Genomic DNA, 14,167 nt, shown 5'->3' with positions numbered 1-14,167 from the left:
GAGAACTGTGGCAGGCAAACCGGTCAGGCCCACGAACGCCATCGACCAGACCCGGCGGATGCTCTCGCTGGTGACCTATCTGAAGGAGCGCCCCGGAGCCCGGGTCGAGGACGTGGCCCGCGCCTTCGGGATCACCGAGGACGAGCTGGTCTCCGACCTCGATGTGCTGCCCATGTGCGGCACCAGCTTCCGCGGCGGCGATCTGCTCGACATCGACACCGACGGCGAGCGGATCTGGTGGCACAACCCCGCTGCCCTCGGGGAGGAGACGGCCGAGCCGCTCAGGCTCGCCGCCGACGAGGCGACCGCGCTGCTGGTGGCCGCCCGCGCGGTCTCCACGCTGCCCGGCCTCAGGGAGGGCGACCGGCAGGCACTGCTGCGGGCCACCGCCAAGGTGGAGACCGCGGCCGGTGAGGCCGCCGGTGCCAGCGCGCGACTGTCGGTGACCTTCGAGTCGGAGGGCGGTGTCTTCGCGGACGTCGACCGGGCCATCTCCGAGCGCCGGCGGCTGTGGATCCGCTACTACTCACCCGCCCGCGATGAGCTCACCGAGCGCGAGATCGACCCGATCCGCCTGGTCAGCGTCGGTCACACCTATGTCGAGGCCTGGTGCCGCCGCTCCGAGGCGCGGCGCACCTTCCGGCTCGACCGGGTCGCCGAGATCAAGATCCTCGACGAGCCGTCCGCGCCGCCCGAGGTGGAGCTCCGGGACCTGTCGGAGGGGCTGGTGCAGCCCGCGGCCGAGGACCCCGAGGTGGTCGTCGAGGTCGGCCCCGGCGGCCGCTGGGTCGCGGAGTACTACCCGCACGACAGTGCGGATGAGCTTTCCGACGGCGGGCTGCGTATTACCCTGCGCACCCCCGACCCGGCATCGCTGCGGAGGCTGGCGCTCCGGCTCGGCCGTGACGGCCGCATCGTCTCGCCGCGCGACCTCGCCGACAGCGCCCGGGAGGCCGCTCGCGAGGCCCTGGCGGCCTACGACGGGGTCGAGGCGCAGGGTGCGCACGCGACGGACGCGGAGCGCGAGGGGCAGGGCGACGGTCGGTACGACAGGCAGGAGCAGGGGCTTTGAGCGAGTCGGCGACGTCCGGTGCGGGTATCACGGTGGCTGCCGCCTTCGCGGGGATGAGAAGCGCGGCTCCGGTGACCTTCAAGGCGGGCTGCCCGGACTGCCGTGAGCGGTTCGAGCTGGCCGCCAGCGCCTTTCGCCTCGCCATCGGCGCGACCAGCCGCACCACCTTCTACTCCTTCACCTGCCCCGAGTGCGGCGCGGCCGTCCGCAAGCCCGCCGGCGAGCGGATCGTGGAGCTGCTGACCGGCGGCGGGGTGCGGACGTTGCGGCTGCACTCCACCCTCTAGTCCCTCTCGCCAGTCCCTCTCGACCCTCCAGACCCTCTAGGCTCGGTGTCATGTTCTGGCCGATGTTCGCGGTAGCAGTGGGTTTCGTGGGTCTCGTCGTGCTCGGCGTGCTCGCCGTCCGGGTCTTCCTGGAGGCCCAGCGTCTGGGGCGCCAGGTCACGGACTCCGCGCAGCGCATCAGCAGGGCCGCGGAGGACCTGGAGCGCGCGGCGGTGAGCACGGCCCGTTCTGTGGACTCACTGTGAGTACGGCTGAGAGTTGGGTGTGAGTCGAGCGGCGGATGCGTTTTGGGCCACTTCGCCCTGTCACCGTGGCCGGGTCGGCAGGTACGCTGCTGGTCGCGGTCCGTATAACGAGGCTCGGCCGCGAACCGGGAGTACGCACAGGGATTGCCAGGCGTTCACCCCTGAGCGTTACGATCGCTGCCAGCACGACTGATCGGACACATGTCCGACCGGTCGGACAGCACCCCACAAGCCGCCTCGGTGAGAAGGTAAAGACTTATGTTCGGAAGGCTCGGCGCCCCCGAGATCATTCTCATCCTCGTCGTCATCATCCTGCTGTTCGGCGCGAAGAAGCTTCCCGACATGGCGCGCTCGCTCGGCAAGTCCGCTCGCATCCTCAAGAGCGAGGCCAAGGCGATGAAGGACGAGGGCAGTGGCACGGCCACCCCGGCCGGCCCGCCCAACACCGACGAGCAGACCCCGGCTCAGCGCACCATCCAGGCCTCCCCCGGCGACGTGACCAGCTCGCGCCCGGTCACGGAGCCCACGGACACGACCAAGCGCTGACGCGGGGCCGGTGACCTCCGGCCCGCCCGCACGAGATGGGAACGTGGGTTGCTGAAGTCTGCCCGCAAAGAGGAGAGGGATCCCGAGGGGCGGATGCCTCTCGCGGATCACCTTCGTGAGCTCCGCAACCGGCTCGCGAAGGCGATGCTGGCCATCGTCGCCATCACGGTGGTCGCCGCCTTCTTCTACAACGACATCATCAACTTGATCACCAAGCCGATCCTCGACTCGGTCGGCTGTGACAAGTCCTTCGCGGAACTGGCCAAGTCGACGCAGTCGACCAAGCCGTGCGCCGAGATCACGATCAACGGCCTCCTCGCGCCCTTCACGCTGGCACTGAAGGTGTCGCTGATGGCCGGCGTCGTCGCGGCCTCGCCGGTGTGGCTCTACCAGCTGTGGGCCTTCGTCGCCCCCGGCCTGCACCGGCACGAGAAGAAGTACGCGTACGCGTTCGTCGGCACGGGCGCCCCGCTCTTCCTCGTCGGCGCCTACTTCGCCTACACGGTCCTGCCGACCACGGCGCAGGTGCTGATCGGCTTCACCCCGGGCGGCACCTCCAACCTGCTGCCCCTGGACGACCTCCTCGACCTCGTCCTGCGCATGGTGCTGGTCTTCGGCCTCTCCTTCGAGCTGCCCCTCCTGCTGGTCTTCCTCAACCTCACCGGGTTGATCACCGGCAAGCGGATGCTCGGCTGGTGGCGCGGCATGATCATGGCCATCACCGTGTTCGCCGCCGTCGCCACACCGAGCACCGACCCGCTGACGATGCTGGCACTCGCCGCGCCGATCTGGGTCCTGTACTTCGCCGCGACCGCCTTCTCCCTGCTCAACGACCGGCGCAAGCGCCGTCGTGAGGCCGAGGGCCCCGGCGACGACGAGGCCTCCGACCTGGACCTCACCCCCGCGGACATCGGCGAGGTCGAGACCGTCTCCGCGAGCCGGGCGCTGCCCGAGCAGTCGGGCACGGAACGGGTCAACGGTTATGACGACGTGACCTGACGACCGGGAAGCGCTCGTAAGGTCACTTCCGTGACCAGCGAGATCACCCTCTTCGTCAACCCCACCGCGGGCCGCGGCCGGGGCGCCCGCGCGGCGCAGCCGGCCGCTTCCGCGTTGCGTGCGGCGGGCTTCGCCGTGCGGACCGTACTGGGCGAGGACCCAGCCGACGCCCTCGCACGCGCGCGTGCCGCCGTCCGGGACGGCACCGGCGCTCTCATCGCCGTCGGCGGCGACGGCATGGCGAACCTCGCCCTTCAGGCCGTCGCCGGCACCTGCACCCCCCTCGGTCTGGTCGCCGTCGGCACCGGCAACGACTTCGCCCGCACCCTGGGGCTGCCGGTGCGCGCCCCCGCCGCCGCCGGCCGGCTGATCGCCGAGGCCCTCAAGGAGGGCCGTGTCCACGACACCGACCTGGGCCGGGTCGGTGACCACTGGTTCGGCACCGTCCTCGCCTCCGGCTTCGACTCCCGCGTCAACGACCGCGGCAACCGCATGAGATGGCCCGCGGGCCGCCTCAAGTACGACCTCGCGATGCTCGCCGAACTGGCCGCCTTCCGGCCCGTGCCGTCCGGATCACGCTCGATGACGGCCAGGTCCGCGAGGTCGAGGCGACCCTGGTGGCCGTCGGCAACGGATCGTCGTACGGCGGCGGCATGCGGATCTGCCCGGGCGCGGACCTCACCGACGGGCTGTTCGACGTCACCGTGGTCGGCGACTGCAGTCGTACGACCCTGCTGCGGGTGTTCCCGAGCGTGTACCGGGGCACCCACGTCGACCACCCGAAGGTCACCGTGCTGAGGGCGGCGAAGGTCGAGATCGCCGCGGCGGATGTCACGGGGTATGCGGACGGCGAGCCGCTCGGGCCGTTGCCGCTGAGCGCGCGCTGTGTTCGTGGGGCGGTGGCCGTGCTGGGCCCGTGAACTGCGTGAAGAGCAGGTTTCGCGGACTCCGATCCGGATAATGATCGTCCTGTTGTCAGTGCCGCCGGGTACGCTCGAAAGCACGATGACAGAGGACCTCTCACCGGCCGAGCGGTACGCGGCAGCCCGCCTGCGGGCAGCCGAGCAGGCCACCGCGCTCGCGGGCTTCCGCGAGATGTACGACTTCGGTCTCGACCCCTTCCAGATCGAGGCCTGCAAGGCTCTCGAAGCGGGGAAGGGTGTGCTGGTGGCCGCCCCCACCGGCTCCGGCAAGACGATTGTCGGCGAGTTCGCCGTCCACCTCGCCCTCCAGCAGGGCAAGAAATGCTTCTACACGACCCCCATCAAGGCGCTGTCCAACCAGAAGTACGCGGACTTGAGCCGCCGTTACGGGGCGGACAAGGTCGGCCTGCTGACCGGCGACAACAGCGTCAACTCCGATGCCCCCGTGGTCGTGATGACCACCGAGGTGCTGCGGAACATGCTCTACGCGGGCTCGCAGACCCTCCTCGGCCTCGGATACGTGGTCATGGACGAGGTGCACTACCTCTCCGACCGCTTCCGGGGCGCCGTATGGGAAGAGGTGATCATCCATCTCCCCGAGTCGGTGACCCTGGTGTCGCTGTCGGCGACCGTGTCCAACGCCGAGGAGTTCGGCGACTGGCTCGACACCGTCCGCGGCGACACCCAGGTGATCGTCTCCGAGCACCGGCCCGTGCCGCTGTTCCAGCACGTGCTCGCCGGGCGGCGGATGTACGACCTGTTCGAGGAGGGCGAGGGCAACAAGAAGGCCGTCAACCCCGATCTCGCGCGGCTGGCCCGGATGGAGGCCCAGCGGCCGTCGTACCAGGACCGCAGACGCGGCAGGGCGATGCGCGAGGCCGACCGGGAGCGCGAGCGACGGCAGCGCTCCAAGGTGTGGACGCCGAGCCGGCCCGAGGTCATCGAGCGGCTGGACGCCGAGGGCCTGCTGCCCGCGATCACGTTCATCTTCAGCCGCGCCGCCTGTGAGGCGGCCGTACAGCAGTGCCTGTACGCGGGACTGAGGCTGAACGACGACGAGGCCCGCGGCAGGGTGCGCGCCCTCGTCGAGGAGCGCACCGCGTCGATCCCGACCGAGGACCTCCACGTCCTCGGGTACTACGAGTGGCTGGAGGGCCTGGAGCGCGGTATCGCGGCCCACCACGCGGGCATGCTGCCGACCTTCAAGGAGGTCGTCGAGGAGCTGTTCGTACGCGGCCTCGTCAAGGCCGTGTTCGCGACCGAGACGCTCGCGCTGGGCATCAACATGCCGGCGCGTTCGGTGGTGCTGGAGAAGCTCGTCAAGTGGAACGGCGAACAGCACGCCGACATCACGCCCGGCGAGTACACCCAGCTGACGGGGCGCGCGGGGCGGCGCGGCATCGACGTCGAGGGTCACGCGGTGGTGCTGTGGCAGCGCGGGAGCAGCCCCGAGCACCTCGCGGGACTGGCCGGCACGCGCACGTACCCGCTGCGCTCCAGCTTCAAGCCCTCGTACAACATGGCCGTCAACCTGGTCGAGCAGTTCGGCCGGCACCGCTCGCGCGAGCTCCTGGAGACGTCGTTCGCGCAGTTCCAGGCCGACAAGTCGGTCGTCGGGATCTCCCGCCAGGTGCAGCGCAACGAGGAGGGGCTGGACGGCTACAAGGCCTCCATGACCTGCCACCTCGGCGACTTCGAGGAGTACGCGCGGCTGCGCCGCGAGCTCAAGGACCGGGAGACGGAGCTGGCCCGGCAGGGAGTCGCCCAGCGGCGGGCCGAGGCGGCCGTGGCGCTGGAGAAGCTCAAGCCGGGTGACGTCATCCATGTGCCGACGGGCAAGTACGCCGGTCTCGCACTCGTGCTGGACCCGGGCCTGCCCGCCGGGCGGTCCAACGGCCACCGGGGCTTCGAGCACCACGACGGCCCACGGCCGCTGGTGCTGACCGCCGAGCGGCAGGTCAAGCGGCTCGCGTCGATGGACTTCCCGGTGCCGGTTGAGCCGTTGGAGCGGATGCGGATCCCGAAGTCCTTCAACGCGCGCTCGCCGCAGTCCCGTCGCGACCTGGCCTCCGCGCTGCGCACCAAGGCCGGGCACATTCCGCCGGAGCGGGCCCGCAAGCAGCGGTCGCAGGCGGCCGACGACCGTGAGATCGCGCGGCTGCGGACGGCGATCCGGGCGCACCCCTGCCACGGGTGCAACGACCGCGAGGACCACGCCCGTTGGGCCGAGCGCTACCACCGGCTGCTGCGCGACACCTCGCAGCTGGAGCGGCGCATCGAGGGACGTACGAACACCATCGCGCGGACCTTCGACCGGATCGTGGCCCTGCTGACCGAGCTGGACTATCTGCGCGGCAACGAGGTCACCGAGCACGGCAAGCGGCTGGCCCGCCTGTACGGCGAGCTCGACCTGCTGGCCAGCGAGTGCCTGCGGGAAGGGGTCTGGGAGGGGCTTGCCCCCGCCGAACTGGCCGCGTGTGTGTCGGCGTTGGTGTACGAGTCCCGGGTGGGCGACGACGCCATGGCGCCCAAGGTGCCGTCCGGCAAGGCCAAGGCCGCGCTCGGTGAGATGGTGCGGATCTGGGGACGTCTCGACGCCCTGGAGGAGGACTTCCGGATCAACCAGACCGAGGGGGTCGGGCAGCGGGAGCCGGATCTCGGGTTCGCCTGGGCCGCGTACATGTGGGCCGGCGGAAAGGGGCTCGACGAGGTGCTGCGGGAGGCGGAGATGCCTGCCGGGGACTTCGTGCGGTGGTGCAAGCAGGTGATCGACGTGTTGGGGCAGATCTCGGCGGCGGCGCCGGTTTCCGGGGGCGAGGGGTCCACGGTCGCGAAGAATGCGCGTAAGGCTGTTGAGCTGTTGCTGCGGGGGGTTGTGGCCTACTCGTCGGTGGGGTGACGGGTTCGGGGGCGGGTGGCGGGGTTCGGTGCGGCTGGTCGCGCCCAGGCGGCGGAGCCGCATATCGATACAGCCCCGCGCCCCTGAGCAGGTCGACCTACTCGGCGTTCAGATAGGACCGCCAGCCTCCGTATGACGTGATGTCCTTGGCGTCCATGAGGGCGGACGGCTCGCAGAGGAAGCCGGGTACCTCGGTGCCGTCGGCCAGTTGCACGCTGCCCAGCGTCATGGGGCGGGGGAGGGCGGAAAGGAGCCGGCCGAGGCCCGCTGCGGGCATCCTCCAGATCTCCACTTCGATCTCTGCGCCGCCCTCGCCCACATGTTCCAGACCGGGCTTGGGCGGCGTGGTCCGCAGGGCGTGCAGGCGGTACACCGGCGCCGTGGTGGTCGTACGGTCCAGGCGGGCGCCCAGGGCGAGGAGCTGGGGGTTCAGCGGCTGGCCCGTCAGGTGCGCGCCGACCACCGCGAGGCGGGTCTCCGGCTGGAGCAGGCGCGCGATGTTCGCCAAGCGCTCGTCGGTGTGGCCCGGGCCGATCAGCATCACGCCGAAGGGGAGGCCGTCCACCTCGCCCGCCGGGACGGCGGCCGCGGCCAGGTCGAAGAGGTTCGTGGAGTTGGTGAAGCGGCCCAGGCGGGCGTTGGCGCCCAGGGGGTCCGCGGCGACCTCGGCGAGGGTGGGGTGACCGGGGGTGGTGGGCAGGAGAAGGGCGTCCGCGTCGGCCAGCTCGGCCAGGGCCCGGGTGCGGAGTGCGGCCAGGCGGTCCAGGTCGGCGTAGAGCTGGTGGGCCGGGAGGTCGCGGGCCCCGGTGATGATGGCGGCGACCGTGGGGTCGAGACAGTCGTCGTTCGCTGCTGTCGCCTTGTCGATGAAGGCACCCACCGCTGTGTAGCGCTCGGCCACGAACGCGCCCTCGTAGAGCATGGCGGCCGCCTCGGTGAAGGGTGTCAGGTCCAGCTCGCTGAGCGTCGCGCCCGCCGCCGCGAGCTGCTCCACGGCCTCCTCGTACGCCTCGGCCCAGCCCTCGTCGAGCTCGCCGAGCTGCTCGCGCGCCGGGACCGCGATCCGCCAGGGGCCGGGCCGGCGTCCAGGCAGGGACGGGGCGGTGCCGGTCGTCATGTGGGACAGCGCCTGCTCGGCCTCCGGAAGGGTGCGGGCGAACACCGTCACACAGTCGATCGAGGCGCAGGCCGGGACGACCCCGGCCGTGGGGACCAGGCCGCGGGTGGGCTTGAGGCCGACGATGCCGTTGAAGGCGGCCGGGACCCGGCCCGAGCCCGCCGTGTCGGTGCCGAGCGCGAAGTCGACGATGCCCAGCGCCACGGCGACCGCCGAGCCGGAGCTGGAACCGCCGCTGATCCTCGCGGGGTCGTAGGCGTTGCGGACCGCGCCGTGCGGGGAACGGGTGCCGACCAGGCCCGTCGCGAACTGGTCCAGGTTCGTGGTGCCGAGCACGATCGCGCCCGCCGCGCGGAGGCGGGCGACCACCGGGGCATCGGCCTCGGGATCGTAGGCGTACGACGGACAGCCCGCGGTGGTGGGCAGGCCGGCCACGTCGATGTTGCCCTTGGCGGCGAACAGGCGGCCCGCGAGGGGCAGTCGCTCACCCTGCGCGAGCCGTTCGTCGATCGACCGGGCCTCCCGTTCGACCTCCTCCCGCGGACGCAGGTCGATCCAGATCTCGGGGCGGTCCACGGCCTCGACGCGGTCGTAGGCGGCACGGACCCGGGTGACGGTGCTGGACATGGCTCGCTCCTCTTTCACTGTGTGGGCGGGGCCAGGACGAGCAGTGCCGTCCCCGCCTCCACCTGGTCGCCCGGCCTCGCCAGGATCTCCGCGACCACGCCGGCCGTCGGCGCGTGCACCCTGGACTCCATCTTCATCGCCTCCAGGGCCAGGAGCGGCTGCCCGGCCGTCACCTCGTCACCCGGCTCGACGTTCAACTGCCAGACCGAGGCGGCGAATTCGGCCTCGATCAAGCGGCCACCCGCCGGGACGGCGATGTCGACGGTGGCGACGGCCGGCGCGGAGGCCGACTCGGCCCGCGCGAACTCGCCCGCCGCCTCCCACGCGTCCCGCTCCGCGGCGAAGGCCGTCTGCTGGCGCGCCCTGAACTCCGCTATGGGATCGGCGTGTTCGGCGAGGAATGCCTGGTACTCGGCGAGCGAGAACGTGCCCTCCTCGATGCGGGGCACGAAGCGGCCGGACGTGATGTCGGCGCGCAACTCCAGGAGTTCGTCCGCATCCACCGGATACCACTTGATGCGGTCGAAGAACCGCAGCAGCCAGGGCGAGCCCGGCTCGAACGCGCCGCGCTGCTGCCAGGGCGACCACACCTGGGTCGTACGGCCCACGAACTGGTAGCCGCCGGGGCCCTCCATGCCGTAGATGCACAGGTACGCCCCGCCGATGCCGACGGAGTTCTCGGCCGTCCAGGTGCGCGCCGGGTTGTACTTCGTGGTCACCAGGCGGTGGCGCGGGTCCAGCGGCGTGGCCACCGGGGCGCCCAAGTAGACGTCGCCCAGGCCCAGGACGAGGTACTCCGCGTCGAAGACCGTGCGATAGACGTCGTTCACCGAGTCCAGGCCGTTGACGCGGCGGATGAACTCGATGTTCCAGGGGCACCAGGGCGCGTCGTCGCGCACGCCCGCCATGTAGCGGGCGATCGCCTCGCGGGTGGCCGGGTCGTCCCAGGAGAGCGGGAGGTGGACCGTGCGGGAGGGGACGACCAGTTCGTCGGACGGGGGCAGGGACGCGGTGATCTCCCTTACGGCGGCGAGGAGTTCGTGCTGGGGCAGCCGGTTCGGATCCGTCCGGATCTGGAGGGAGCGGATGCCGGGGGTGAGGTCGGTGATGCCGGCCGGGCCCTGTTCGGCCACCGCCTCCATGAGGGCGTGGACGCGCATGCGCAGCGCCAGGTCCAGCTGCATGGGGCCGAACTCGACCAGCAGGTTGTCGTCGCCGCTGCGGCGGTACGTCACATCGCCGTCGCGGGCGAGAATGCCACCGTCCACGATCGCCGGGCGCGCCGAGCCGTCCGTGTCCACCGGCACGAAGCGGACCGTGTCGCCGGGACGCAGCTGGCCCAGCTTCCAGCGCTCGGTGCTGATGACGGTCGCCGGGCACACGAACCCGCCGAGCGAGGGCCCGTCCGGACCCAGCAGCACCGGCATGTCGCCCGTGTAGTCGACCGCGCCGACCGAGTACGGCGTGTCGTGGATGTTGGACGGGTGCAGGCCGGCCTCGCCGCCGTCGGCGCGGGCCCAGCGGGGCTTGGGGCCGACCAGGCGGACTCCGGTGCGGGCCGAGTTGAAGTGGACCTTCCAGTCGGCGGCGTAGAAGTCGCGGATGTCGTCCTCGGTGAAGAACTCCGGGGCGGCGTGCGGGCCTTCTACGGCGGCGATGTGCCACGTGGAGGTGTAGGAGGGGCGGCCGTCGACCGGTGCCTCCGTGACCGGCGTCCCCTCGTCCCGGCGTCCCCCGTGCAGCACGTCGCCGGTTCGCAGTGCCCGTCCGCCGTGTCCGCCGAAGCGGCCCAGGGTGAAGGTGCTCGCGCTGCCGAGGAAGGCCGGGATGTCGAGGCCGCCTGCGAACAGGACGTAGGTGCGCAGGCCGTGTTCGGCGGGTGCGCCGACGTCCAGGACTCCGCCCGCGGGCACGGTCACCGGCTCCCACTGCGCGACCGGTTCGCCGTCCACGGTGACCGGGGCCGGGGCACCCGTCACGCAGACGGTCGTGGGGTGGGTGAACCTCAACGACGGTCCCTGCAAGGTGCATTCGAGACCGGGGGCACCTTCCGGGTTGCCCAGCGTCTGGTTGCCGAGCCGGAAGGAACGGTCGTCCATCGGGCCGCTCGGCGGAACGCCGACCTGCCAGTAGCCGGTGCGGCCCGGCCAGTCCTGGACCGTGGTGAGGGTTCCGGCGGCCACGACCTCGATGCGCGGGGTGGGGTCCTGAACGGTGGCGAGGGTCGACGTGGAGTGGGCGGCCGTCCTGAAGCCGGAGTCGGCCAGCGCGGCCCGGACCAGGCCCAGGTTGGTCTCGATGCCGTCGACACGGGTGCGTTCCAGGGCTTCGTCCAGCCGCCGGAGCGCGTGGGCGCGGTCCGGGCCGTACGCGATGATCTTCGCGAGCATCGGGTCGTACGACGTCGTCACCTCGGTGCCGGTCTCCACCCAGCCGTCGACGCGTACCCCCGTGGGGAACTCGACCCGTGTCAACAGCCCTGCACTGGGCCGGTGTTCGCGTGAGGGGTCCTCGGCGTAGACGCGGGCCTCGACGGCGTGGCCGCGCGGGGGGCCCGGTTCGCGTACGACGTCCCGCTCGCCCCGGGCCAGGCGGAGCATCCAGGCGACCAGGTCGACGCCGTAGACCTCCTCGGTGACCGGATGTTCCACCTGGAGACGGGTGTTGACCTCCAGGAAGTAGACCTCCTCGCGGGCGGCGTCGTAGACGAACTCGACGGTTCCCGCGGAGCGGTAGCCGACGGACGCGCACAAGTCGCGGGCACTGTCGGTGAGTTGTGCGCGAACGCGGGCGGGCAGGCCCGGCGCCGGGGCCTCCTCCAGGACCTTCTGGTGGCGGCGCTGGAGGGAACAGTCGCGGTCGCCGAAGGTGACGACCTCGCCCTCGCCGTCGCCGAAGACCTGCACCTCGACATGGCGGGCGTGTTCGACGAGCCGTTCCAGGAAGACGCCGGCGGAGGAGAAGGAGGCGGCGGCCACGCGCTGCACCCGGTCCCAGGCGTCGGTCAGTTCGTCGGCGGAGTGGCAGGCCGACATGCCGATGCCGCCGCCACCGCCGGTGGCCTTGAGCATGACGGGGTAGCCGATGGCTTCCGCGGCTTCGAGAGCCTCGTCGAGCGAGGGCAGCAGGCCGGTCCCCGGCGCCAGCGGTACCCCCGCCGCCTCCGCCGCGGCCCGTGCCGTGTGCTTCGCGCCGAACAGTTCCAGTTGCTCGGGCGTCGGGCCCACGAACACGATCCCCGCGTCCTCGCAGCGGCGGGCGAAGTCGGCGTCCTCGGACAGGAAGCCGTAGCCGGGGTGGATGGCGCCCGCGCCCGAGTCCTTGGCCGCCTTCAGCACCAGGTCGGCGTCGAGGTACGACTCCTTCGCGGGCGCCGGGCCGAGGCGTACGGCGTGGTCGGCGAGCCGGACGTGGGGTGCGGCGCGGTCGGCGTCGGAGTACACCGCGACGGTGCGCAGGCCGAGTTCGCGGGCCGTGCGGATGATCCGGACCGCGATTTCGCCCCGGTTGGCGACGAGGAGGGTGTCGAAGGTCATGCGCCGGCCCCGATCGCCGTGCCTGTGGCCCCGATCGTCATCTGCACGGGTGTCGGGTCGAAGCCGTTGCAAGGGTTATTGATCTGGGGGCAGTTGGAGACCAGGACGAGGACGTCGCGCTCCGCGCGCAGGGTCAGGGCCAGGCCCGGGGCGGAGATGCCGTCGACGATGCCGAGGGTGCCGTCCTTCTCGACCGGGACGTTCATGTACCAGTTGATGTTGGAGACGAGGTCGCGCTTGCCGAGGCCGTGCTTCGCGCCCTCGGCGAGGAAGTTGTCCACACAGGCGTGCTGCGACCAGGTGTGATGGCCGTAGCGCAGGGTGTTCGACTCCTTGGAGCAGGCGCCGCCGACCGTGTCGTGGCGGCCCACGTCGTCGGCGGTGACCGTCATCAACGGGGTGTACTCGTTGGACATCAGCACGCTGCCCGTGGTGAGGAAGATGCCGCCCTGCGCGTGGATGGTGTCGGGGGCGCTGTAGCGGACCGCGGTGTCGTGGGCGTCGTAGACGAGGAAGTCGACGGCCTGGTTGCCGTGCAGGTCGGTGATGGTGAGCGTCTCGCCCTCGCGGATGACGGAGGACCAGGCGGCGCGGGCCGGAACGACCGTCTTCCTGGGTGTCTCTTCCAGCTTCATGCGCGTCCCTTCGAGGCGAGGAAGTCGGCGGTGTTGAGGAAGGCGCGGCGGCCTTCGGGGGTGGCTTCCCAGAGGGCGTCGCCGGCGCGGGTGGGCTCGGCGCGCCAGGCGAGCACTTCGAGCGGGGTGCTGACGTAAGCGGGGCGTGGGTCCGCTGGATGGGGGACGTTCGCGATCAGTACGGTCACGTCCTGCTCGGTGCGCAGGGTGACGGCGGCGCCGGGGCCCGCCGAGCCGGTGAAGTCGAGGGTGCCGTCCTCGCGGATCCGCACGCCCTGGAAGAAGGAGAGGGAGGGCGCGAGGTCGCGGGGGTCGAGGCCGTTCTTCGCGGCCGCCAGCTTGAAGAGCTCGCGGCCGGCGGGGGAGGGGCTCTGGGGGGTGCCGTCGCCGTAGCGCCCGGTGTTGCGGGCCAGGGTGGAGGTGCCGCACAGGGCGTCGTGGCGGGCGGAGGTGTCGGCGATGACGCTCGCGAGGACGCGGCCCTGGTCGGACAGGAGCAGTTGGCCCTCGCCGAGGTAGGCGTTCCACTGGACCTTGACCGTGTCGGCGACGTTCAGCCGCTCCCAGGGGCGGCCCTCCGCGTACAGCAGGAGGTGCGCGCAGGCGTCGCCGTGCAGGTCGGTGAGGCGGAGTTCGGTGCCGCGGGCGAGGACCCGGTGGGTGTAGTTGCCGCCCCCGACGGTCTCCGCCCACACCAGGGGGCCCGCCGCGGGGGGCGGGTCCGGCCAGTCCCGGGCCGGGACGACGGGCATGGCCTCGGCGCGGGTGCCCTCCTGGGCACGGGCGTGGTCTCGGGCTCCGTATGTGGTCTCTGTGGCCATGGCGGACCTCCGGCTCCAGGGGTGTTTCTGTCGCTTGACAGAAATTAGGGGCGGGGTAGGTCGGGGGGATTGCCCGGGTGTTGCCGGGGGGTTACCGGGCGCTCACGGGGGTGTTGTTGGGTGGCGGTCGGGGGTGGTTGGGGGTGTCGGGGGTGGTCGCGCGTGGGGGCCGCGCGGGGGAGTGGTGGGGCGGCTTGCGGCTGTGGGCCAGGGTGTGAGGGGGTGCGGGTGGGAGGTCGGTGCCGGAGGAGGTTGCGTGCACCGGTGCGCGGGGCGGTGTCCCCTGGGCGGAGAACGGGCGGGGGCGGAGGGTCGGGCTTCCGGGCGTGGGGTCCGCGGGCGTTGGGTGGGCCTGTCTGGGTCTTAGACTTCGTCTCATTTGGCGAGTCGGCGGTAGCAGATGAGGGTGCAGGCGATGCTGGTGAAGGCTAGAAAGTGCTCGGCTTTGCGTTCGTAGCGG

At 71.6% G+C, this 14,167-nt stretch carries 10 protein-coding genes and 1 pseudogene; 7 read left to right on the top strand and 4 right to left on the bottom strand.

Annotated features, from left to right (window positions below):
- The first annotated feature begins 7 nt into the window (after positions 1–7).
- The 7 genes and pseudogenes from ABZT06_RS24625 (at position 8) to ABZT06_RS24595 (ending at position 6,971) form a co-directional block, all read left to right on the top strand.
- Positions 8–1,072: a WYL domain-containing protein gene (locus tag ABZT06_RS24625; RefSeq protein ID WP_355744688.1), complete on the top strand. Its 1,065-nt coding sequence runs from the start codon at positions 8–10 to the stop codon at positions 1,070–1,072.
- Complete coding sequence (locus ABZT06_RS24620; RefSeq protein ID WP_280852532.1) at positions 1,069–1,359, top strand: hypothetical protein; 291 nt, start codon at positions 1,069–1,071, stop codon at positions 1,357–1,359. Before ABZT06_RS24625 ends, ABZT06_RS24620 begins: the two co-directional genes overlap by 4 nt.
- Positions 1,360–1,409: 50 nt before the next feature.
- Positions 1,410–1,604: a hypothetical protein gene (locus tag ABZT06_RS24615; RefSeq protein WP_355744686.1), complete on the top strand. Its 195-nt coding sequence runs from the start codon at positions 1,410–1,412 to the stop codon at positions 1,602–1,604.
- 258 nt (positions 1,605–1,862) lie between these two features.
- On the top strand, positions 1,863–2,150 hold the full coding sequence (gene tatA / locus ABZT06_RS24610; RefSeq protein WP_355744684.1) for a Sec-independent protein translocase subunit TatA: 288 nt from the start codon (positions 1,863–1,865) through the stop codon (positions 2,148–2,150).
- A 48-nt stretch (positions 2,151–2,198) separates the two neighbouring features.
- Complete coding sequence (tatC, locus tag ABZT06_RS24605; protein ID WP_355744681.1) at positions 2,199–3,149, top strand: twin-arginine translocase subunit TatC; 951 nt, start codon at positions 2,199–2,201, stop codon at positions 3,147–3,149.
- 30 nt (positions 3,150–3,179) lie between these two features.
- Positions 3,180–4,069 (top strand): annotated as a pseudogene (locus tag ABZT06_RS24600) (diacylglycerol kinase).
- Positions 4,070–4,109: 40 nt separating this feature from the next.
- Positions 4,110–6,971: a DEAD/DEAH box helicase gene (locus ABZT06_RS24595; protein ID WP_355744678.1), complete on the top strand. Its 2,862-nt coding sequence runs from the start codon at positions 4,110–4,112 to the stop codon at positions 6,969–6,971.
- 97 nt (positions 6,972–7,068) lie between these two features.
- Here the strand turns inward: ABZT06_RS24595 and atzF are convergent, their stop codons facing one another.
- Genes atzF through ABZT06_RS24575 form a run of 4 tightly spaced genes read right to left on the bottom strand, consistent with a single transcriptional unit; the run spans position 7,069 to position 13,707 of the window.
- Positions 7,069–8,715, bottom strand: coding sequence for an allophanate hydrolase (gene atzF, locus ABZT06_RS24590; RefSeq protein ID WP_355744676.1), 1,647 nt, complete (start codon positions 8,713–8,715; stop codon positions 7,069–7,071).
- A 14-nt stretch (positions 8,716–8,729) separates the two neighbouring features.
- Positions 8,730–12,251, bottom strand: a complete 3,522-nt coding sequence (locus ABZT06_RS24585; protein WP_355744673.1) for a 5-oxoprolinase/urea amidolyase family protein — start codon at positions 12,249–12,251, stop codon at positions 8,730–8,732.
- Positions 12,248–12,886: an urea amidolyase associated protein UAAP2 gene (locus ABZT06_RS24580; protein ID WP_355744670.1), complete on the bottom strand. Its 639-nt coding sequence runs from the start codon at positions 12,884–12,886 to the stop codon at positions 12,248–12,250. The genes ABZT06_RS24585 and ABZT06_RS24580 overlap by 4 nt, the downstream gene beginning before the upstream one ends.
- Positions 12,883–13,707 carry an urea amidolyase associated protein UAAP1 gene (locus ABZT06_RS24575; RefSeq protein WP_355744667.1) on the bottom strand — a complete coding sequence of 275 codons (825 nt, stop codon included), beginning with the start codon at positions 13,705–13,707 and terminating at the stop codon, positions 12,883–12,885. The genes ABZT06_RS24580 and ABZT06_RS24575 overlap by 4 nt, the downstream gene beginning before the upstream one ends.
- Positions 13,708–14,167: the final 460 nt, after the last annotated feature.

Source organism: Streptomyces sp. NPDC005483 (assembly GCF_040606035.1).
Classification (GTDB): Bacteria; Actinomycetota; Actinomycetes; order Streptomycetales; family Streptomycetaceae; genus Streptomyces.
Note: the sequence above shows the minus strand (reverse complement) of the source record. Positions and strands in the feature narration are given on the sequence as shown.